We start from the raw sequence: 22145 nt of genomic DNA, 5'->3' as shown, positions 1-22145 counted from the left end.
ACGCATTTATATAAGGAGGGAAAAAAATGAGTATTGGGAAAAGTATTAAGAGGGTTGATGCTTTTGATAAAGTAACTGGACGGGCACTATATACAGATGATTTTCAATTAAATAATGCTCTAGTTGCTAAAGTTCTTCATAGTAAAATTGCGAATGGTCTTGTTAAAGCTATTGATACTACAGAGGCGATGAAACTTCCAGGGGTTGTAAAAATTGTAACTTGTTTTGATGTTCCTGATATTAAATTTCCAACAGCTGGGCATCCTTTTTCAATTGACCCGAGTCATGCGGATATTGCAGACCGAAAGTTACTTAATCAAAGAGTTAGATATTATGGTGATGACATAGCAGCTGTAGTTGCTAAAGATAATGTAATTGCAACAAGAGCAATTAATCTTATAAAAGTTAAATACGATGAATATGAACCATTAATGTCCATAGAAGCTGCCTTAAAAGAAGGGGCAAAAGCAATCAATGAAGATTACCCTGATAATATTCTTTCGCATACAAGTTATGAAATGGGTAATTATGATAATGCGATAAAAGAACAAGGACTTATTGTTTTTGAAGGGGAATACGAAACTCCGGCCGTTAAACATTGCCAGATTGAAAATCCAATTTCCTATGCATATGAAGAGGGAAAAAGAATTGTTGTTGTTTCATCAACTCAAATCCCTCATATTACAAGACGTGTAATTGGTCAAGCACTTGGTGTTGATTGGGGTAAAATCAGAGTTATTAAGCCATATATAGGGGGTGGGTTTGGGAATAAACAAGATGTTCTTTATGAACCACTTAATGCATATTTATGTAAGGCTATCGGTGGTAGATGTGTCAAACTTGATCTGACCCGGGAAGAGGATTTTGCTAATACCCGCGTGCGTACTGCCATGAAAATCAAAATTAAAAGTTATCTAAGATCAAATGGACGATTTGTTGCAAGAAAAGTTGAAATATATGGTAATAAAGGCGCTTATGCATCACATGGACATAGTGTAACAAATAAAGCTGGCCACGCATTTAAACAGATATATCAAGATGCGGTTGCAACTAAAGGGGATATGTATTCGGTATTTACGAATATGCCTCCATCTGGTGCCATGCGTGGTTATGGGATACCACAAATCACTTTTGCGCTTGAATCCCATATGGATGATATTGCAATAAAACTTGGGTTAGACAGGATTGAAATAAGAAAACTTAATGCTATGAAAGTAGGTTTTGTTGATAATCAGGTTAAATGCAATTGTAATGGTCTTTACGAATGTATCGAAAAAGGTAGAAAATATATTGATTGGGACAATAAAATTAAAGAATACCAAAATCAAACAGGGCCTGTAAGAAAAGGTGTTGGTATGGCAATATTTAGTTATGCAACAGGTGTTTATCCAATATCACTCGAAACAGCATCTTGTAGGATTGTGCTTAATCAAGATGGTTCTGTTCAAGTTCAAATGGGTGCGACAGAGATAGGTCAGGGGGCAGATACGGTATTTAGTCAAATGGTATCAGAGGTTCTTACTATTCCAATTGAAAATGTCCATATGATATCAACTCAAGATACAGATATTACACCATTTGACACAGGCGCTTATGCATCGAGGCAGTCTTATGTATCAGGGATGGCCGCTAAAAAAACTGCTATAAAGCTCAAAGAAAAAATAATTGAGCACGCAAATTTCATGTTAAAAGTTCCATCAGGAAATATTGATCTTAAAGATAATAATATTATAAACAAGGAAACTGGTGAAGTTTTAGCATCACTTAAAGAAGTTGCTATTCATGCACTTTACAATGTAGAAAGATCAATTCATATAACAGCTGAAGAAACAAACCAATGTAAATCAAATACGTTTTCCTTTGGAGTATGTTTTGTCGATGTTGAAGTTGATATTCCCGTTGGTAAAATTAAAGTTATTAAAGTTATTAATGTACATGATTCTGGTAAAATTATTAATCCAGCACTTGCAGAAGCCCAGGTACATGGTGGTATGAGCATGGGACTCGGTTATGGTTTAAGTGAGCAGCTATTGTTTAATGAAAAGACTGGCAAACTACTTAATGACAATTTACTAGATTATAAATTTCCAACTATGATGGATACACCACACTTGGAAGCACAGTTTGCGCAAACATATGATGTGTCAGGGCCTTTTGGTAACAAGGCACTAGGAGAACCGCCTGCGATCCCCGTTGCACCTGCAATTAGAAATGCTGTGCTAAATGCTACAGGAGTTCAGTTCAATGTTGCTCCGTTAACGCCACAAAGACTTGTAGAAAAATTTAAGAATCAAAATTTGATATAAAGATGGAGGTGACATAACAATGTATGATATCGGAAAAATATATAGTGCAACTTCAATTCAAGATGCAATACAGCATCTTGTGGATGAACCTGATGCTGTAATTATTGCAGGTGGGAGTGATGTACTTATTAAGATTCGTCATGGAAAGCTTGCTGGATGTTCTCTTATAAGTATTTATGGATTAGACCAGCTAAGAGGAATATCTATGGAGGAAAATGGTAGTATAAAAATAGGCGCCCTTACTAGTTTTTCACATATAACAAAAAATGAAATTATTAAAAAACATATTCCAGTACTGGGAGATGCGGTTGATGAAATAGGAGGCCCACAGTTAAGAAACATTGGCACAATTGGAGGGAATATTTCAAATGGTGTTACAAGTGCTGATAGTGCATCGACGTTATTTGCACTGAATGCTATTCTTGAAATAGAAGGGGCAAATGGGAAGAGGGTTATTCCAATTGCGCAGTATTATGTAGGTCCAGGAAAAGTTAGTTTAAAAAATGGTGAAATACTTACGGCTATATATATTACAAAAGAAAATTATGAAAATTTCACAGGTAATTATATTAAATATTCTATGCGTAATGCAATGGATATTGCAACCCTTGGATGCAGTGTAACTTGCAAACTTAATATGCAAAAAGATGTGATTTGCGATGTACATCTTGCCTTTGGGGTTGCAGGTCCTGTCCCTATGAGATGTCCAAAAGCTGAAGAAGCCATAAAGGGAATGAAAATATCTGATGAAATGTTCAATATTTTTGGAGAAATAGCAAAGACAGAAGTTAATCCGCGTACTTCCTGGCGTGCATCTAAAGATTTTCGTCTCCAGCTTGTTTATGAATTGTGTAAACGGGCTTTAAAGGAATCAATAAGACTATCAGGAGGTGTGGTAAATGGCTAATGCAATTTTAAACTTCACAGTAAATGATGAACCTAAACAACTTATGATAGATGATAGAGAGTCACTTACGGATGTTCTCAGAAATCATCTTCATCTTACGAGCGTTAAAAAAGGCTGTGAGGTTGGAGAATGTGGAGCTTGTACTGTCCTTATTAATGATGAAGCTTTTGATTCTTGTATTTACCTTGCAATTTGGGCAGAGGGTAAAGAAATTCGTACAATTGAGGGTTTAATGGATGGTGATGGAAATATATCAGATATTCAAGAAGCATTTATTGATGAAGGTGCTGTCCAATGCGGTTTTTGTACATGTGGAGCTGTTATGGCATCTATCCCTGTTCTTGAAGACAGTAAAGAGTATACAACAGATGAAATTAAAAAAGAACTTTCAGGTAATCTTTGCCGTTGTACAGGTTATGAAAATATTTTGAATGCTGTAGAAAAAGTTAAAAAGCATCGTTGCGAAAATTGTAACCATTGAGAACGATGGTGAAATGTTTTAAACTTCGATCGTCACTGGTTTAAAACAATAATGAAGATTCAAGAAATGAAAAATAAAGCACTTACATCGCTGCGATGGAAGTGCTTTGCTTTTATGTTCTAATATTGAACCCTATCTATTTTAATTTTCCATTTTTTAAAAGCTTCAAGGCTCTCTTCTCTATCTATTTGTAGCCTTTCAACTTGCAATTTTTTTGCCGTTCCGTTTATTACATCATAAATATATTGGTCATCAAAATCTATATTTGCAGCATCTTGCCTTGTTGAACCATAATAAAGTGTTTTTATTTTTGCCCAATGAATTGCTGCAAAACACATAGGACAAGGTTCACAAGAGGAGTATATTATACAATCTGATAAATCGAATTTACCAAGTGCACTAGAAGCTTTTCTAATGGCTGTAACCTCAGCATGTGCAGTAGGGTCGTTGGTCTTAATAACTTGATTATGAGCGGAACTTATAATTTCACCATTTCTTACAATAACGGCTCCAAAAGGGCCACCATCGTTGTTCTCCATTCCAGCTAAAGCTTCTTCTATAGCGATTTTCATAAACTTATTCATTTTTATACCACCTCATTAAAAAGCCACTAAAGTGGCTTGATTTTTTTACATGTTTATTGATTTAGATTTATTATTAGTAATAGTAACGTTTTCAGGTTTATCTTTAGGTAAGATAAGGTTTAGTGCTATTGCAACTATGGTTGTAACAACAATGGATGATTTTCCGAATATAGATATAAACCATGATGGGAATAGAGCAAATGCATTGGGAACTTGAACAATACCTAGACCTAATGCAATTGCAATTCCTACAACTGCTGAGTTTCTCATTGTAAGATTAGTTAAAGAAATCATTTTAACTCCTGTCATTGTTATTGTGGCAAAAACCGAGATTGTTGCTCCGCCAAGAACACATTGAGGAATAGTTGTAAGCAGTGAAGCAAATTTAGGAATAAGACCTGCTAAAATTACAACAAAAGAAGCAAAAGCAAATACCCACTTATTGATAACTTTATTTGTAATTACTATACCTACATTTTGGCTATATGTCGCAGTTGGCATACAACCAAAGAAAGCACCAATTATACTTGAAAATCCGTTTCCGATAATACCACCAGAAAGTTCTTTATCAGTGGGAGATCTATCCATACCTCCACCCGTTGTAGCAGATAAATCACCTATAGCTTGAACAGAATTTACAATATACATTATAGCCATAGATGTTATAGCTGTAATATTAAAGTTTATACCGAAGTGTAGTGGTTTTGGAGCTTGAAATAAGCCAGCTGAAGTCACCGCATCAAAGGATACCATTCCAAGAAATATAGCAATAACATATCCTGCAATTATACCTATTAAAATAGATGCAAGTTTGAGAGTCCCCTTAGTAAAATAATTTAAAAACATAACAACAGCAAGTGTTGTTAGAGCAACAGCCCAATTTTTAGGAGAACCGAAAGTTGGAGAACCAGCACCGCCAGCTATATATATAATAGCGACTGAGTAGAGTGATAATCCTATGCTAAATATAACGGTACCAGTAACAAGAGGTGGAAAGAATGCTAAAAGTTTTTTTAAAAATATCCCAAAAATTATAGCAACTAAACCACCTATTATTTGGGCTCCCAAAACAGTAGCAATATTAAATTCACCAGTAATAGCCGTTAATGTTGGAACATATGCAAAACTTACTCCCATAATTACAGGTAATCTTGAACCAATAACTTTACCAAGTGGAAAAATTTGAATTAAGGTTGCTATACCAGCAAAAAAAAGTGAGGACTGTACAAGTAAAATTTTATCAGCGGCGGTGAGATTTGCAACGCCAGCAATTATGAGAGCCGGTGTAACACAACCAACAATCATAGCAACGACGTGTTGCATGCCTAGCGGTATAATCTCTTTAAGTGAAGGTTTACCATCATATTGGAATAATAAGGATTTTTGATTAGAACTCATAAAAACTCCCCCCAGCATTTAATTTGGGTTATTTTAATTTGCGCTCTTTATTGATCTTCTCAAGCATAGCTAAAACTTCTTGTGGATTATTAACTTTACTTAAGAAAATCATAGCAGCTATTGTATAAGGTTTATAGCTTGCTTCTTTATAAAGTGGTTTGCGATAACGATCAAACACAGAAGCTGCAACTTCTCCAACTTCACAGTTAACACCAGAGATATCAGCGGGCAAACAGTGAAGATAAAGTGCTTTCCCATCTTTTGTAGTTTTCATAAGTTCCTCAGTACACTGCCAATCCTTATGCTCAGCATTTTGTGAAAGGAGTTCTTTTTCAAGTGTATTTATACCAGCTTGGTCATTTTTTGCATATAAATCTGTACGTTTTTCCATAGCGACAAAAGGAGCCCAGCTCTTAGGATAAACTATGTCGGCATCTTTGAATGCTTCTTCCATAGAATTTGTTTTTGTAAATGAACCACCAGACTTCGCAGCATTTTTTATTGAAATTTCTTCGACGGAGCTCATAACTTCATAACCTTCTGGATGTGCAAGAACAACATCCATACCGAAACGAGTTAAAAGTCCAATTACTCCTTGGGGAACTGAAAGGGGCTTACCATAAGATGGAGAATATGCCCATGACATAGCAATTTTTTTACCTTTTAAATTTTCAATACCGCCCAATTCATTTATAATATGAAGAGTATCAGCCATACATTGAGTGGGGTGGTCTATATCACATTGTAAACTAACAAGTGTTGGACGTTGTTCTAAAATCCCTTCATCGTTACCTTCTTGTACAGCCTTAGAAACTTCACGCATATAAGCATTACCTTTTCCAATATACATATCATCACGGATACCTATAACATCTGCCATGAAAGAAATCATGTTAGCGGTTTCTCTTACTGTTTCACCATGAGCAACCTGAGATTTTCCTTCATCAAGATCCTGAACTTCAAGACCAAGAAGGTTACAAGCAGAAGCGAAACTAAATCTTGTACGAGTTGAATTGTCACGGAAGAGTGAAATTCCCAGGCCACTATCGAAAATCTTTGATGATATGTTATTTACTCTTAATTCTTTAAGAGCTTCTGCAACTGTGAACACTGACTCGAGTTCGTCCTTTGATTTTTCCCAAGTGAGCATGAAATCATTATTATACATATTTTTAAAATCCAGGGAGTTAAGTTTGCTGATGTATTTATCCATTAAAGCCATTTTTAAAAACTCCTTTTTATTTAGTTTTATTTATTTTTACAATAAATCGTTGGGAGAGCAGCATATACAGCAGCACATTTAACCAAGTCATCTTTCCAAGTTTTTTCATTTGGAGCATGTGCCTGAGATTCTGCACCAGGTCCGAATCCTATGCATGGTATTCCATGACGACCCATTATAGCAACACCGTTTGTTGAGAATGTCCATTTATCAGTAAGCGGACGAGCTTTTCTCATTTCATCAGTGCTATAAGAACCGCTTCTTGTTGTTCCGAACATTCCTTGGTAAGATTCTTCCATTGCCTTAACAACAGCATGATCTTCAGGAATAACCCAGGTAGGGAAGTAGCAATCCTGAGGGTATGAAAGTCCAGTCCAGCTTTCTTTGTCATATTTATACATAGTAACTTCAGCATTGTATTTTTTAGCAGCTGGAAGTTGACGGATTTCTTCTAAACAACTTTCAAAGGTTTCTCCAGAGGTCATACGACGATCTAATGAAATTGCGCAAGAGTCAGCTACTGCACAACGGCTTGGTGAAGTAAAGAATATTTCTGATGTAGTTACAGTACCACGTCCTAAGAATCGAGCTTCTTCGAATTTAGGGTTATATTTTTTATCTAACATTTTTACGAGACCTTTGATTTCTGTAGAATCAGCAGCATCATTTGCGTTAAGGTTTTTGATATCTATTAATATTTCAGCCATTTTGTAGATTGCGTTGTCTCCTCTTTCTGGAGCTGAACCGTGGCATGAAACACCCTTAACATCAACACTGATTTCCATACGTCCTCTATGTCCTCTGTAGATGCCGCTATCAGTTGGCTCTGTGCTTACAACGAATTCAGGTTTGATTTTGTCCTGTTCTATGATGTGCAGCCAGCAGTTTCCGTCACAATCCTCTTCCTGTACTGATCCAACTACGAGAGCTGTGTAGTCTTCGCTTAACATGCCAAGATGTTTCATTATCTTAGCGCCGTATACAGCTGATACGATACCACCAAGTTGGTCAGATGCACCACGTCCACCGATTTCTTCCTCAGTTTCAAAACCTATATAAGGGTCAAAAGTCCAGTTGCTGAGATCTCCAAGACCAACAGTGTCAATATGAGCATCAAAAGCTATAAGAGTTTTACCTGTTCCAACATAACCTAAAATATTTCCTTGTGGATCAATTTCTACTTTGTCAAAACCAAGAGAAATCATTTCTTGCTCTATTCTTTTAACAACACCTTCTTCTCCACAGCTTTCGCCAGGGATAGCAATTAAGTCACGTAAGAATTTTGTCATTGGAGCTTTATAGCTCTCCGCTTTTTCCTTAATACTGTTAAAATCCATTTTTTTATTCCCCCTTAAATTTTAATAAATATTAAATTACTAGTTAAATTGAGAACTATTACAATGATGAATAATTACCATCCCATACAATATTACGATATACATCTGGATCAGTATCTCCCTCTGTTGAAAACAAGAGTACTTTTGAATTTTCATCAAGTTTTAGAGCTTGTTTTAGATCTTTTAAATTATCATTTTTCATTATATTAAAGAGAACACCCATTGTTACAGCGCCGGATTCGCCAGAGGTAACAGTAGGATCTCCCTTAATAGGTGCAGCAAGTAGTCTCATTCCTTTAGCGGAAATATTATCTGGGCAAGATACAAAGAATGAACTATTATTTTTTAAAATATCCCATGATATTGTATTTGGTTCTCCACATGCAAGGCCTGCCATGATTGTTTGCATGTCATCAGTAACAATTCTTATATTTCCGTCTTTTGCTGATGCAGAACGGAATATACAATCAGCCTTATTGGGTTCTACTATAGTAACTATTGGTGGATTACCAGGATAAGCATTTGAAAAATAGCCTTGGACTGCACCAGCAAGAGAACCTACACCAGCTTGCAGAAAAATATGTGTTGGTGCATCACAATTATCATTATGCAGTTGTTCATTAGCCTCCATTGCCATTGTTCCATAACCTTGCATAATCCAAGAGGGTATTTCTTCATAACCAAGCCATGCAGTATCTTGAACAACTACAGAATTAGGAGTTTTTGCCGACTCGGCTATTGCGATGCGGACGCATTCGTCATAATTTACATCTTCTATTGTAGCAATAGCGCCTTCCTTTTGAATGTTTTTTAATCTGGTTTTTGAAGAGCCTTTTGGCATGAAAATGACGGATTTTTGATTTAATTTGTTAGCTGACCAGGCAAGACCTCTTCCATGATTCCCATCAGTTGCTGTGAAGAAAGTTGTTTGTCCGAATTCTTTAAGAAGTTCTTTCGACGTAATAGTATCATAATGAAGTGTTGATATATCCTTACCTAATTTTTTTGCAATGTAGCAACCTATAGCAAAAGAACCACCTAAGACCTTAAAAGCGTTTAAGCCAAATCTATAAGACTCATCTTTTACATACAGATTCTTAAGGCCAAGAAATTTAGCCATATTATTTAGTTTAGCTAAGGGCGTTTGACTGTATTGCGGGAAACTTTTATGAAAAGAGGATGCCTTATCAATTTTTTCAAGGGACATTACATTTAACATTTTATTACTGTTTTTAGGGAGCTCATTCCGTATCCAGTTTATTTTATTCATAACAAAACCTCCAAAAAATTTATTTTTTTATATCTACATAATTGTAGATTGAATACTTTGAAATTCCGAAAAAACTTGCTATTTTATCGCCTGCTTTAGTAATTAGGAAAGCGCCGGCATCATTAAGATATTGAATAGCTTGTATCTTTTCGTCTTTACTCATTAATGCAACTGGTTTATTTATTTTCATTAAAGATTCTTCTAATAAATCATCTAGTAGTTGATTTACATTTTGAGGAATTTTATCCCCGTCATAAATGTTTTCTTTATGACTAATTAAGGACTCTATACAATTACTAGCAATTGTAAGCTCAGTAATATCATAATTTATAGAAAATATACCAACAGGAATGTTTTCATCATTTCGTATATATATAGTACTCGATTTTAGAATCCTGCCATCGTGAGTTTTGGTAATATAGTTTAAATTATCTTCAATTTGTTCACAATTGTTTTTTAAAGTAGTTAATACAACACGCGAAGCGCTACTAGTGCTCGTTGTTCTTTTTGTAACATCGCCATTCTCAATAAATAGAATGGGATAATCTGGGTTGCCGGAAGATAAGTCATGTATAACTACTTCACAATTTCGCCCAAATTGAGATGAAATGCCTTTGGCTAAATTTTTTAAAAAATCTAAATTACTGTTAATATCCATAATAAACCTCTCAATCGGCTATATAATAAGTAATAATTTATAAAATATTACAATATTTATAAGATAAGTATATCAGTGTTTTCTTATAAATCAATAAAAAATACAAAAATTTTTTAAGCTTACAAAAATTTTATTGGAATGAATTGACTAAATTCGGAAAAAAATGGTAGAATAAATTTGGAATAGTAAAAACAATGAGAACAATCAATTAATTGCATATCATTTTGAAAATATATTACAGGAGGGATATTATGATTTTAATAGGCAATGGTAAGTTATTGACTAGAGATAATGACAATACATTTATTGAGGATGGTTGTGTATGTATTGATGCTAATATTATAGTGAATATCGGAACCACAGAGCAAATGAAGAAAAAGTATGAGGGCGCTGAGTTTATTGATGCTAAAAAAGGTTTAATTATGCCAGGAATGATTAATACTCATCATCACATATATAGTGCATTTGCCCGTGGTCTTTCTATTAAAGGGAATAACCCTAAAAGCTTTTTAGATATTCTTTCTGGAATGTGGTGGAAAATAGATAGATTATTAACACTCGAAGATACAGAATATAGTGCATATTCAACATACTTAGATTGTATAAGAAATGGGGTTACAACTGTTTTTGACCATCATGCAAGTTATGGTAGTATTTCCGGAAGTTTATTTCAAATATCGGGTGTTGCTAAAAAGCTAGGAATTCGTACATCTTTATGTTATGAAGTTTCTGATAGAGATGGAGAGGGAAAAATGAGACAAGCTGTAAAAGAAAATGTTGAATTTATGAAGTCAGCTAAAAAGGATTCCTCTGATATGCAAAAGGGTATGATGGGACTTCATGCATCTTTTACATTAAGTAATAAAACACTTGAGTATTGTGCTAAAAATATAACCTGTGGTGCTGGGTATCATGTGCATACAGCAGAAGGTATAGATGATGTATATGATTCTTTAAAAAAATACAATAAAAGAATAGTAAATCGTTTATTTGATTTTGATATTTTGGGTGAAAAAACTATTGCTGTTCACTGTATACACATAAATCCTGCTGAAATGGATTTATTAAATAAAACAGATACAATGGTAGTACACAATCCTGAATCTAATATGGGTAACGCTGTAGGATGTACACCTGTGCTAGAGCTTGTTAAAAAAGGATTGACTTTAGGGCTTGGAACTGACGGATATACAAGCGACATGTTTGAATCCATGAAGGTTGCAAATATTTTGCATAAGCATAATAACTGTAATCCATCTGTTGGATGGGACGAAATTCCTCTAATGACATTTAAAAACAATGCAAAGATTGCTAATAGATTCTTTGAAAAACCTCTTGGAATTATACAAAAGGGAGCTTATGCTGACATTATAGTAGCAGAATACGATCCACTAACGCCATTTAATGTAAATAATGCAAACGCTCATATTTTGTTTGGAATTAATGGAAGATGTGTAACAACTACGATGATAAATGGTAAGGTTCTTATGAAGGATCGTGAAATAATCGGTGTTGATTCTGAGCAAATCATGGCGAAATCAAGAGAATTATCAAATGAATTGTGGAATAAAATCAACAGCTAAAAAACAATAAAAATAAGGGGGTATTACCTATGGGTGATAGAATGACACCTATTCCATTTAAAAACTTAATGGAGTGGATAACTTACGAAAATAAAAAGCAGGTCAAGATATTTGGAGTAAACAAATTTTTCAAAAAGCAGGATAATAAGGTTCTCGAAATATTTGGAGAAAAAATTGAAACTCCTTTTGGTCCAGCAGCTGGTCCACATACACAGTTAGCACAAAACATAATTGCAGCTTACGTTTCTGGGTGTAGATTTTTTGAATTAAAAACAGTGCAAACCCTTGACGGTGAAGATTTACCTGTGTCAAAGCCATGCATAAGAGCAGAAGATGAGTGCTATAACGTAGAGTGGTCAACAGAGCTTAGAGTTACCGAGGCATATGATGAGTATGTTAAGGCTTGGTTTGCACTAAAAATATTGTCAAAGGAACTTGAGCTAGGAAGTCCTGATGGATTTATTTTTAATATGAGTGTAGGATATGATTTTGAGGGGATTTCTTCACCTAAAATAGGTGAATTTATTAGGGGACTTAAAGATGCATCTAAAAGTGATATATGGAGTGAATGCAGGTCATACGTCTTTGGAAATATGGATAAATTCCAAAACATTGATAGTGAATATGTTGAGCATATATCACCTAAGGTATGTACATCGATAACATTATCAACATTACATGGATGTCCATCACAAGAAATTGAACGCATTGCAACATACCTAATAAATGAAAAAGGGCTAAACACTTATGTGAAATGTAATCCCACATTATTAGGTTATGAATTTGTACGTAAAACTTTAGATGATATGGGGTATGATTATGTTTCATTTGATGAACATCACTTCAATGAGGACTTGCAATTTAATGATGCTACTCCTATGTTTAGAGGTTTACAAGATTTGGCAAGCAAGAAAGGATTGTCATTTGGCGTTAAATTAACGAATACAGTTCCAGCTCAGATTAAAAATGCTGAATTACCAGGTGATGAGATGTATATGTCAGGAAAATCTCTATATCCCCTTTCAATAGCACTTGCATATAAGCTTTCAAAAGAATTTGAAGGAAAACTTAAGATTTCTTATTCAGGGGGTGCAGACGTTTTTAATATAAATGATATATTTGAAACGGGTATATGGCCTATAACTATAGCAACAACACTTTTAAAAGTTGGTGGATATCAAAGATGTGTTCAAATTGCTGAAAAATTAAACAAGTCGGAATATGCTAATAAGTATGTTATTGATAATGGAAAATTAAGAGATCTTAAAGATAAATCAGTAAAAGATATTCATCATATAAAGCCTATAAAACCAATTCCTAATCGCAAAATAAATGAGAAAGTACCATTAGTTGATTGCTTTATTGCATCATGCGAGAAGGGATGTCCTATAGGACAAGATATTCCAGAGTACATACGTCTTGTTTCAGAAGGAAAACATCTTGAAGCACTAAAGGTAATAGTTGAAAAAAATCCACTCCCATTTATTACTGGAACAATATGCAGTCATGCTTGCATGAGCAAATGCATCAGAAATTTCTGCGATGAGTCTGTTAACATAAGGAATATAAAATTACAAGCAGCAGAAAAAGCATACGATAGTTTAATTAAGGAACTTAAGATAGCAGATAAAGGTGATGCACGGGTAGCAATTGTTGGTGGAGGAACTACAGGTCTTGCGGCAGCGTATTTCCTTGCAAGAGAAGGAATCAATGTAACAATTTTTGAAAAAAGAAACTCTTTAGGAGGAATAGTAAAACATGTTATTCCAGGATTTAGAATACCATCAAATTCTATTGAGAAAGACATTGAGCTTGTTCGAAGCGTGGGAGTTAAAATTGAATTAAATTCAGAGAAGAATTCTGCAGATGAGTTGAAAAAGCAAGGATATAAATATGTCCTATTTGCGATCGGGGCATGGCAGCCAGGTAGAGTTAATATCCAAGGCGGAAATGTAATAAATGTACTTCATTTTTTAGAGAAATTAAAGAATAATGATAAAAATTTAAATATTGGTAAAAATGTTGTAGTAGTAGGTGGTGGTAACACTGCTATGGATGCAGCTAGGGCAGCTAAAAGAGTAGACGGAGTAGAGAATGTATATGTAGTATATCGTAGAACTAAAAAATACATGCCTGCAGATGTCGAAGAATTGCAAATGGCAATCAAAGATGGAGTAGAATTTAAGGAATTACTATCACCTGTAAAAGTTAGCGGTGGTGTTCTTAAGTGTGAGGTTATGAAACTCGGAGAACCAGATGAAAGTGGAAGACGAAGACCAGTTCCAAGCGGCGATATGGTAGATATAAAAGCAGATATCGTTATATCAGCAGTTGGGGAGAAGATAGATACTAAGATATTTGAAGAAAATAATATTAAACTAAATGAAAAAGGACAAGCCGATGTAAATGCACAAACACTAGAAACAAACATTAAAAAAGTATATGTTGCTGGAGATGGTCTGCATGGACCGGCTACAGTAGTTGAAGGCATAGCAGATGCAACAAGATTTGCAAGGTCTATAGTCAAAGAAGAAATGAATCGTGATTTAAGAATAAATATGCCAAAAGCAAGCACAAATACTGAAGCGGCAATAGCTAAAAAAGGTATACTCCAAATGGCTGAGTGCGGTCCTAAAGAATGCGCACGATGTCTTGAGTGTTCAACAATATGTGAAGCTTGTGTTGATGTCTGCCCTAACCGTGCAAATATTACTATAAAAGTAAAAGGTAATAAAATGCATCAAATAATTCACTTGGATAAACTATGTAATGAGTGTGGAAACTGTGAAACGTTCTGTCCATATGATAGCGCTCCATATAAAGAAAAGCTTACACTATTTGCTAAAGAAGCCGATTTTGAAAACAGCAAAAACATGGGATTTGTATTAATTAATAAAGATGAAAAAATCGTAAAAGTTAGGTTAGATAGAGAAGTTTTAGAAGTTAATCTTAATGAAAACAATACAGAAATACCTAAAGACATTGAAAATATGATTTGGGCTGTAATTTCGAACTATAGTTATATGATTTGAAAATTGATGAGGTGGGTTAAATGTTAATTATTATAAAAAATGGGACTATTGTAACTCCTAGAAAAAGCTATATTTCTGATATTAAAATTGAAGATGAGATAATTACCTCTATTGGTGAAAATTTAGAAGATGATAAAGCACAAATTATAGATGCAGCAGGTTGTTTAGTATTTCCAGGATTTATTGATTCTCATACTCACTTTGATTTAGATACAGGATACACTAGAACTGCAGATGATTTTAAAACAGGTACTGCCGCGGCTATTGTAGGTGGAACCACAACGATTTTGGATTATGCAACTCAAAACAAAGGAGAAACTCTAAGTGAAGCGCTAATAAATTGGCATAATTTAGCTAAAGATGTTTCAAGTTGCGATTATGGATTTCATATGGCAATAACGCAGTGGAATGCAGATGTAAAAGATGAACTTAAAATAATGAAAGACCAGGGAATAACATCATTTAAAGCGTATATGGCCTATGACAATTTGCGTCTTAATGATGGAGAGATATATGATCTTTTAAAGTGCTTAAAAAAATATAATGGTTTGCTTTGTGTTCATTGTGAAAATGGTGATCTTGTAAATACTATGATAAAAGAACAGCTTAATAGTGGAAATACGACCCCGGTAGCCCATCCACTGTCACGACCTAATATTGTGGAATCAGAAGCAGTATCAAGATATATAGATATTGCAAATTTAGCAGATGCGCCTATATATATTGTACATCTAAGTACAAAAGAAGCTTTAGAAGAGGTATTAAAAGCAAGAAAAAGAGGACAAAAAATATATGTAGAAACATGTCCTCAATATCTACTTTTAGAAGATAGTTTATATTTATCAGAGGATTTCGAAAGTGCTAAGTATGTTCTGTCACCACCTTTAAGAAAAAAAGATGATCTAGAAAGATTATGGCAAGCTTTATCAAAGGAAGATATTGATACAATTGGAACAGATCATTGCAGTTTTAATTTTAAAGGTCAAAAAGATCATGGTATAAACGATTTTAGTAAAATACCCAATGGTATACCAGGGGTTGAACATAGACCAATCCTTATGTACACCTATGGAGTAGATAAAGGTAGAATAAGTAAAGAGCAAATGTGTTCTCTGCTTAGTGAAAATATTGCAAAGATTTTTGGAATGTATCCTAGAAAGGGAGCATTACAAGTTGGAAGTGATGCGGATATAGTTGTATGGGATATAAGAAATCAAGGAATTATATCTAAGTATAATCAAACACAAAATGTAGATTATACACCTTTTGAAGGATTTAGAACTGTAGGGTCTGCTAAGCATGTTTTTCTACGAGGGACACAGATTGTAGAGAATGGAAATATTATAAAGCAGAATTTTGGGAAATATATAAAACGGGGTGGTCGCAATTTTTAACTTTGTTGTAAATGGGAATAAAGTTAGGGCTAAGGAAGATAAAAAGTTAATTACATTCTTAAGGGAAGATTTGAATTTAACATCAGTTAAAAATGGGTGCTCTGAGGGTGCCTGTGGAACATGTATGGTTTTAGTTGACGGCGAGGCAAAAAAAGCATGCATATTAAAAACAAGCAAGATTGTAGATAAAAATATTATAACGGTTGAAGGCCTAACTGGTAGAGAAAAAGATATATATGGATATGCTTTTATGCAGGCAGGAGCAGTACAGTGTGGTTTTTGTACTCCAGGAATGGTTATAAGTGCAAAGAGTCTTATTGATAAGGTAGAAAATCCAACTGAGGTCGAAATAAAAAATGCTTTGAAGAATAATATTTGCCGCTGCACGGGATATGTGAAAATAATTAAAGCTGTGAAGCTGGCGGCTAAACTATTACGAGAAAATACAGGGGTGCCTAAATCTACTTGTAAAGGTTCAATAGGAGAAAATTTAAATAGAATTGATGCTGTAGACAAAGTGCTTGGCACAGCAGAATATGTAGATGATATGCGTATAGATGGTATGATTTATGGTGGAGCGGTTAGAACTAAATATCCACGTGCCTTAGTAAAAAGTATAGATATTAGTGAAGCTAAAAGACTACAAGGTGTTTATTTAGTAATTACAGCGGATGAGCTTCCTGGAAGCCCAAAAGTTGGTCATATTATAAAGGATTGGGATGTATTAATACCAATGGGAAAGATAACTCACTGCATAGGAGATGCTATAGTTCTAATAGCTGCCCGAACGAAAGAAATACTAGAAAAAGCTAAATCTTTAGTTAAAATTGATTTTGAAGAATTAACACCGGTTACATGTCCGGAAGATGCATTGAAGGGAGGTGCGCCTCAAGTACATGCAAGCGGTAATTTATTAGTAACTGAAAGCATGGTATTTGGTAATGCAGATAAATATATAAAAAGTTCGAAATACAGCGTAACAAATAAATACAGCACGCCATTTACAGAACATGCTTTTTTAGAAACCGAAACGGCAGTAGCTGCGCCAGATGGTAATGATGGAATAATAATATATTGCGGTGACCAAGGTATTTATCAAACAAGGAAGGAATGTGCAGAAGCTTTAGGGATTGATCAAAGTAAAGTAAGGGTTGTAAGTAAAATAGTTGGTGGTGGTTTTGGTGGAAAAGAAGATATGAGCGTTCAACACCATGCATCAATTCTTGCTTATTTATGTAACAAACCTGTGAAGGTTGCATTAAGTCGCAGGGAAAGCATGATGATACATCCCAAACGTCATGCTATGGAGATGGAGGTTACAACTGCGTGTGATGAAAATGGATATTTGATTGCTATGAAAGCTATCATAATAGCTGATACAGGAGCATATGCGTCGCTGGGGGGACCTGTGCTGCAAAGAGCATGCACCCATGCTGCAGGACCGTATAATTATCATAATATTGATATAATTGGGAAAGCAGTATATACAAATAATCCACCAGCTGGTGCATTTAGAGGGTTTGGGGTAACACAGAGCTGTTTTGCAATAGAAAGCAATTTAAATCAGCTTGCGCATTTGGCTTCAATAACTCCCTTTGAAATAAGATATAGAAACGCAATTAGACCAGGCCAAGTACTTCCTAATGGTCAAATTGCAGATTCATCAACATCTATTGTTGAAACTTTGGAAGCAGTGAAAGAAATATGCAAGCAAAATCCTAAAGCAGGAATAGCTTGTTCTATTAAAAACAGTGGACTAGGAGTCGGAATTCCTGATATTGGACGTTGCATGCTGGTTATAAAGGATGGTAGCGTATATATTCATACCAGTGCGGCTTGTATTGGACAAGGGCTTGGGACTATATTAACGCAAATAGTTTGCGAAACCCTTAATATGTCAGCGGATAAAGTGGTACATGCAGCGCCAGATACTTTGACTTGCCCTGATTCTGGGAATACAACAGCTTCACGCCAAACATTATTCACAGGGGAGGCAGTAAAAAGAGCAGCTAGAGAACTTCTTGATGCATTAACTTATCAAACATTAGAAAACTTAGATGGGCAAGAATTTTATGGAGAATTTAAAGGGATAACTGATAAAATGAGCTCAATTAAACAAAACCCTGTAAGTCATGTAGCTTATGGCTATGCTACACAGGTAGTTATTTTGAATGATGAGGGTAAACTTTTGAAGGTTATTGCGGTTCATGATGTTGGTACTCCTATAAATCCTAAAAGTATTGAGGGGCAGATTGAAGGCGGTGTTGTTATGAGTCTTGGATATGCTCTAACAGAGGATTATCCGCTTAGGGGCAGCGTACCAACTGCAAAATTTGGGACACTAGGATTGTTTAAAGCAACGGAGGTACCGAAAATAGAATCTATTATATTAGGTAAAGGAAATATGAATCTTGCATATGGAGCAAAGGGAATAGGTGAGATATGTTCAATACCAACTGCGCCTGCTGTGGCTGGTGCGTATTATAACTATGATGGAGAGCTTAGAACAAAGCTACCTATTTCGAATACGCCATACAGTAAGAAAAAATAAGTAGGTGATATCATGAAGCTGAGTAATTATATGGAATTGAAGAAAAAAGACATTATATCTTTTGTAGGTGCAGGTGGGAAAACCACAATGATGTTTAAGCTTGCAGAAGAGCTGAGAGCGAATAATAGGGTCTTAGTAACTACAACCACTAAGATATACATTCCATTAGATGATAAGTATGATTTTATATGCACTGATAAAGAAATAATTCCAAGGTATATTACTATGGATAAAAATGGAATTTATATTTTAGGATTAGCTGTAAATGGAGAAAATAAAATATTGGGGCTAAGCACAAAAGAATTAGATGAGTTAGTACCACATTTTGACTATATACTAATAGAGGCAGATGGGGCAAAGGAAAAACAGCTAAAAGGGTGGAATGAACTTGAACCAGTTATATACGCAAAAACTACAAAAACTGTAGGAATTATAGATATACAGTCATGTGGTATTCTAATTAATGAGAGAAATATTCATAGAAGTAGGATATTTTGTGAAATAACGGGGGTAAAAGAGGAAGAAACTGTTAAAATTGAACACCTATCTAAGCTAATATTTCATCCTAAGGGGTTGTTCAAGGAAGCACAAGGAGAAAAAATACTATACATAAATAAAATAGAAGACCTCCATCATTTAATATTAGCCAGGTTGTTAGTTAAGGAAATAAATTTAAAGAATAAGAAATTATTAAATAGTGTATTTATTGGAAGTTTAAAAACTAACGTATATTTTGGAGAATTCCATGAAGGTATTACATGATTAGAAGGATTTTTTATCATATAAATTATGTAAGAAAAATGAAATTAAGTTTTAACTTTGTAGTTATGGGTAAGAGTAGGTGATATAATAATGGTAACTGCTATAATATTAGCATCAGGGTATTCGAGGAGAATGGGGAAAAATAAGCTTATTTTAAAATATAAAGGTAAAATGCTAATTGAACACACTATAGAAGTAATTAAACAATGTTGCTTTTTAGAGGTGATTGTTGTAGCTAGAGAAGAGGAAATAATAGAAATTGGTAAAAGAAATGATTTAAAAGTTATTAAAAATGAAAATGCAGTTAAAGGAATAAGCGAATCAGTTAAATTGGGTGTAACACATACAACAGAAACAGATGGATATATGTTTTTTACTGCGGACCAACCTTTTTTAGATAAAGATACGATAAATGGATTAATCTATGAATTTAAAGAGAATTCAGCTTATATAATTATTCCAAGGTGTGATGGTAGACATGGGAATCCTGTAATATTTCCGTACATCTTCAAGGAAGACTTTTTGAAGTTAGAAGGGGATGTTGGTGGGAAAATAATAATAAATAAGAATTTAGAGAAAGTTAAGTTTGTAGAAATACATAATAGTACAAAATTATTTGATATTGATACTAATGAAGATTATGAGTATATTCTAAAACTAGAGGAGAATAATGAGCATGTTTAATGAGATTGTCATTGTACGTGGCGGAGGAGATTTAGCATCTGGAACAATTCAAAAATTGCATAGAAGTGGATTTAGGGTATTAGTTCTAGAAGCATCAAAACCGACTGCTATTAGACGGAAGATTTCTTTTAGTGAAGTGGTATATGAAAGAGAAATAGAGGTAGAAGGAATTAGGGCTGTACATGTATTCAGTTTAAGTGAAATAGAAAATGCTTGGAGCAATAAAAAAGTTCCAGTAATTATAGATGAAGAAGGAAAATATATTAAAGAAATAAAGCCTAAAATTGTAGTTGATGCTATTATTGCTAAGAAAAATATGGGAACAACAAGGGATATGGCAGATATAACTATTGCTATTGGGCCGGGATTTACAGCAGGTAAAGATGTAGATGTTGTAATAGAGACGGCTAGGGGTCACAATCTAGGTAGACTTATTTTTAGTGGACAAGCTGCGAAAAACACAGGAGTTCCAGGAAATATTAGGGGGTACTCTAAAGAAAGAGTTATACATTCGATATGCGCTGGAGTAATGAAGGATGTTCTAGATATTGGTGCTGTGGTTGAAAAAGATGAAGTTATTGCATATATAGGAGAGACACCAATAAAAGCAACAATATCAGGACTGTTAAGAGGAATTATACGTAGTGGAAGTACTGTAAAAGAGGGATTTAAGATTGCGGATATCGATCCAAGGGTGTCAGAAAAAATGAATTGTTATACTATTTCTGATAAAGCAAGAAATATAGCAGGCGGAGTATTAGAAGCAGTATTTTATTTAATGACATCTCAGAATGAGGATTAATGGTATGGAAAAGAGAATTCTAAAAGGGTTTTAAGAAAGTTTAAGAATCGAGGTCTATAGATTGTTTAATGGATGTAATGCTTTCACGTGGAGTGTGGTATTAAATAAAACGTATTTCAAAATACGAGTTAGAGGTGAGTGATATAAAAAAAATACCTGTGAGAGACGCAGTTGGATCCGTTTTATGTCATGATATTACTCAAATTGTTCCAGGAGTAGTAAAAGATAGAGCATTTAAAAAAGGACATATAATTAAAGAGGAAGATATACAATTATTACTTTCATTAGGAAAAGACAACATATATGTATGGGAGGAGAAACAAGGATATCTTCATGAAAATGATGCAGCAGAACGCTTGAGAGCCCTTACAGCAGGGGTAGGACTTACATTTAGTGAAGTAAAAGAAGGTAAAATTAATTTTATAGCAGAGCACGATGGACTTCTTATAATTAATACAAGGTTGTTATATGGACTTAATTCATTAGGTGAGATAATTTTAGCTACATTACATAATAACTATCCTGTAAAAAAGGGACAGAAGGTAGCAGGAACAAGAGTTATTCCACTTGTAATTGAGGAGGATAAGATAAAAAAAGCAGAGGATTTAATCGGCGATGCGAAAATTGTAAGCATAATACCGTATGCACCAATGAAAGTAGGAATTGTTACTACAGGCAGTGAAGTATATCATGGCAGAATAAAGGATGCGTTTGGTCCTGTAATAAGAAGCAAAGTTACGGAATACGGTTGTGAAATACTTGGACAAACTATACTTTCAGATGATGAGAATAAGATAACGGAGGCTGTAGACGCATGGATAGAGCAGGGGGCTGGAATGGTAATCTGTACTGGCGGAATGTCAGTAGATCCTGATGACGTTACCCCTGTAGCAATTCAAAATACAGGGGCAGAAATTGTAACATATGGATCACCCGTGCTTCCAGGTGCAATGTTCTTGCTAGCTTATAAAGGAAATATTCCAATCTTAGGACTTCCGGGATGTGTAATGTACTCTAAGAGAACTATATTTGATTTGGTATTACCAAGGGTACTCGCAAAGGAAAAATTGAGTTTTGCTGATATAGCAGCATATGGTCATGGGGGACTTTGTATGGAGTGTGAGGAATGTAGGTATCCTGATTGTACATTTGGAAAGGGAGTATAATAATAGTA

At 34.5% G+C, this 22145-nt stretch carries 17 protein-coding genes; 11 read left to right on the top strand and 6 right to left on the bottom strand.

All coding sequences use genetic code 11. From position 1 onward, the window contains the following. Positions 1-26: 26 nt before the first annotated feature. The 3 genes from xdhA to xdhC are packed head-to-tail and all read left to right on the top strand — an operon-like array spanning position 27 to position 3694. Positions 27-2306 (top strand): xanthine dehydrogenase subunit XdhA, encoded by a 2280-nt coding sequence (gene xdhA / locus KTC92_RS09340; RefSeq protein ID WP_220286739.1) that lies wholly within the window; start codon positions 27-29, stop codon positions 2304-2306. Between the two features lie 19 nt (positions 2307-2325). Further along, a complete protein-coding gene (xdhB, locus tag KTC92_RS09335; RefSeq protein WP_220286738.1) occupies positions 2326-3213 on the top strand; it encodes a xanthine dehydrogenase subunit XdhB in 888 nt (295 codons plus the stop codon). Further along, positions 3206-3694 (top strand): xanthine dehydrogenase subunit XdhC, encoded by a 489-nt coding sequence (gene xdhC, locus KTC92_RS09330; RefSeq protein ID WP_216304250.1) that lies wholly within the window; start codon positions 3206-3208, stop codon positions 3692-3694. The genes xdhB and xdhC overlap by 8 nt, the downstream gene beginning before the upstream one ends. A 119-nt stretch (positions 3695-3813) precedes the next feature. Here xdhC and KTC92_RS09325 read toward each other — a convergent pair whose 3' ends face one another. From KTC92_RS09325 to KTC92_RS09300, 6 genes are read right to left on the bottom strand one after another with little or no spacing between them, the layout of a single operon-like run. Beyond that, entirely contained in the window at positions 3814-4278 is a 465-nt protein-coding gene (locus KTC92_RS09325) for a nucleoside deaminase (protein WP_216304251.1), read from the bottom strand. A gap of 45 nt (positions 4279-4323) precedes the next feature. Further along, a complete protein-coding gene (locus KTC92_RS09320) occupies positions 4324-5676 on the bottom strand; it encodes a uracil-xanthine permease family protein (protein WP_220286737.1) in 1353 nt (450 codons plus the stop codon). Positions 5677-5704: 28 nt separating this feature from the next. Next, positions 5705-6898, bottom strand: coding sequence for a knotted carbamoyltransferase YgeW (gene ygeW, locus KTC92_RS09315; RefSeq protein ID WP_220286736.1), 1194 nt, complete (start codon positions 6896-6898; stop codon positions 5705-5707). A 26-nt stretch (positions 6899-6924) separates the two neighbouring features. Continuing rightward, the gene (locus KTC92_RS09310; protein ID WP_220286735.1) at positions 6925-8235 is read right to left on the bottom strand and encodes a YgeY family selenium metabolism-linked hydrolase; all 1311 of its coding nucleotides are present in this window, start codon (positions 8233-8235) and stop codon (positions 6925-6927) included. Positions 8236-8293: 58 nt separating this feature from the next. After that, the gene (dpaL, locus tag KTC92_RS09305) at positions 8294-9505 is read right to left on the bottom strand and encodes a diaminopropionate ammonia-lyase (protein WP_220286734.1); all 1212 of its coding nucleotides are present in this window, start codon (positions 9503-9505) and stop codon (positions 8294-8296) included. 19 nt (positions 9506-9524) lie between these two features. Then, entirely contained in the window at positions 9525-10163 is a 639-nt protein-coding gene (locus tag KTC92_RS09300; protein ID WP_220286733.1) for a transcriptional regulator, read from the bottom strand. Between the two features lie 251 nt (positions 10164-10414). On the opposite strand from KTC92_RS09300, the gene ssnA reads away from it, so the two are divergent. The 8 genes from ssnA (at position 10415) to KTC92_RS09260 (ending at position 22137) form a co-directional block, all read left to right on the top strand. Further along, positions 10415-11746 (top strand): putative aminohydrolase SsnA, encoded by a 1332-nt coding sequence (ssnA, locus tag KTC92_RS09295; RefSeq protein ID WP_216304257.1) that lies wholly within the window; start codon positions 10415-10417, stop codon positions 11744-11746. Positions 11747-11775: 29 nt separating this feature from the next. Next, positions 11776-14778, top strand: coding sequence for a putative selenate reductase subunit YgfK (ygfK, locus tag KTC92_RS09290; protein ID WP_220286732.1), 3003 nt, complete (start codon positions 11776-11778; stop codon positions 14776-14778). Between the two features lie 20 nt (positions 14779-14798). Then, on the top strand, positions 14799-16172 hold the full coding sequence (gene hydA / locus KTC92_RS09285) for a dihydropyrimidinase (protein ID WP_216304259.1): 1374 nt from the start codon (positions 14799-14801) through the stop codon (positions 16170-16172). Next, the gene (xdh, locus tag KTC92_RS09280) at positions 16165-18723 is read left to right on the top strand and encodes a selenium-dependent xanthine dehydrogenase (RefSeq protein ID WP_220286782.1); all 2559 of its coding nucleotides are present in this window, start codon (positions 16165-16167) and stop codon (positions 18721-18723) included. Before hydA ends, xdh begins: the two co-directional genes overlap by 8 nt. A 12-nt stretch (positions 18724-18735) precedes the next feature. Next, positions 18736-19485, top strand: a complete 750-nt coding sequence (yqeC, locus tag KTC92_RS09275; protein WP_220286731.1) for a selenium cofactor biosynthesis protein YqeC — start codon at positions 18736-18738, stop codon at positions 19483-19485. A gap of 90 nt (positions 19486-19575) precedes the next feature. Further along, positions 19576-20169 (top strand): molybdenum cofactor cytidylyltransferase, encoded by a 594-nt coding sequence (mocA, locus tag KTC92_RS09270; protein ID WP_216304261.1) that lies wholly within the window; start codon positions 19576-19578, stop codon positions 20167-20169. Continuing rightward, entirely contained in the window at positions 20162-20971 is an 810-nt protein-coding gene (yqeB, locus tag KTC92_RS09265) for a selenium-dependent molybdenum cofactor biosynthesis protein YqeB (RefSeq protein ID WP_220286730.1), read from the top strand. Before mocA ends, yqeB begins: the two co-directional genes overlap by 8 nt. A 143-nt stretch (positions 20972-21114) precedes the next feature. Continuing rightward, positions 21115-22137 carry a molybdopterin-binding protein gene (locus KTC92_RS09260; RefSeq protein WP_220286781.1) on the top strand — a complete coding sequence of 341 codons (1023 nt, stop codon included), beginning with the start codon at positions 21115-21117 and terminating at the stop codon, positions 22135-22137. Positions 22138-22145: the final 8 nt, after the last annotated feature.

The sequence above is a fragment of the Clostridium sp. CM027 genome (assembly GCF_024730565.1).
GTDB classification, from domain to species: domain Bacteria; phylum Bacillota; class Clostridia; order Clostridiales; family Clostridiaceae; genus Clostridium_AD; species Clostridium_AD estertheticum_B.
This window is presented reverse-complemented; position numbering and strand designations above follow the sequence as displayed.

Excerpts from the sequence above, each read along its gene's own strand:
- xdhA (WP_220286739.1), top strand. The coding sequence starts at position 27 with ATGAGTATTGGGAAAAGTATTAAGAGGGTTGATGCTTTTGATAAAGTA.
- xdhB (WP_220286738.1), top strand. The coding sequence starts at position 2,326 with ATGTATGATATCGGAAAAATATATAGTGCAACTTCAATTCAAGATGCA.
- xdhC (WP_216304250.1), top strand. The coding sequence starts at position 3,206 with ATGGCTAATGCAATTTTAAACTTCACAGTAAATGATGAACCTAAACAA.
- KTC92_RS09325 (WP_216304251.1), bottom strand. The coding sequence starts at position 4,278 with ATGAATAAGTTTATGAAAATCGCTATAGAAGAAGCTTTAGCTGGAATG.
- KTC92_RS09320 (WP_220286737.1), bottom strand. The coding sequence starts at position 5,676 with ATGAGTTCTAATCAAAAATCCTTATTATTCCAATATGATGGTAAACCT.
- ygeW (WP_220286736.1), bottom strand. The coding sequence starts at position 6,898 with ATGGCTTTAATGGATAAATACATCAGCAAACTTAACTCCCTGGATTTT.
- KTC92_RS09310 (WP_220286735.1), bottom strand. The coding sequence starts at position 8,235 with ATGGATTTTAACAGTATTAAGGAAAAAGCGGAGAGCTATAAAGCTCCA.
- dpaL (WP_220286734.1), bottom strand. The coding sequence starts at position 9,505 with ATGAATAAAATAAACTGGATACGGAATGAGCTCCCTAAAAACAGTAAT.
- KTC92_RS09300 (WP_220286733.1), bottom strand. The coding sequence starts at position 10,163 with ATGGATATTAACAGTAATTTAGATTTTTTAAAAAATTTAGCCAAAGGC.
- ssnA (WP_216304257.1), top strand. The coding sequence starts at position 10,415 with ATGATTTTAATAGGCAATGGTAAGTTATTGACTAGAGATAATGACAAT.
- ygfK (WP_220286732.1), top strand. The coding sequence starts at position 11,776 with ATGGGTGATAGAATGACACCTATTCCATTTAAAAACTTAATGGAGTGG.
- hydA (WP_216304259.1), top strand. The coding sequence starts at position 14,799 with ATGTTAATTATTATAAAAAATGGGACTATTGTAACTCCTAGAAAAAGC.
- yqeC (WP_220286731.1), top strand. The coding sequence starts at position 18,736 with ATGAAGCTGAGTAATTATATGGAATTGAAGAAAAAAGACATTATATCT.
- mocA (WP_216304261.1), top strand. The coding sequence starts at position 19,576 with ATGGTAACTGCTATAATATTAGCATCAGGGTATTCGAGGAGAATGGGG.
- yqeB (WP_220286730.1), top strand. The coding sequence starts at position 20,162 with ATGTTTAATGAGATTGTCATTGTACGTGGCGGAGGAGATTTAGCATCT.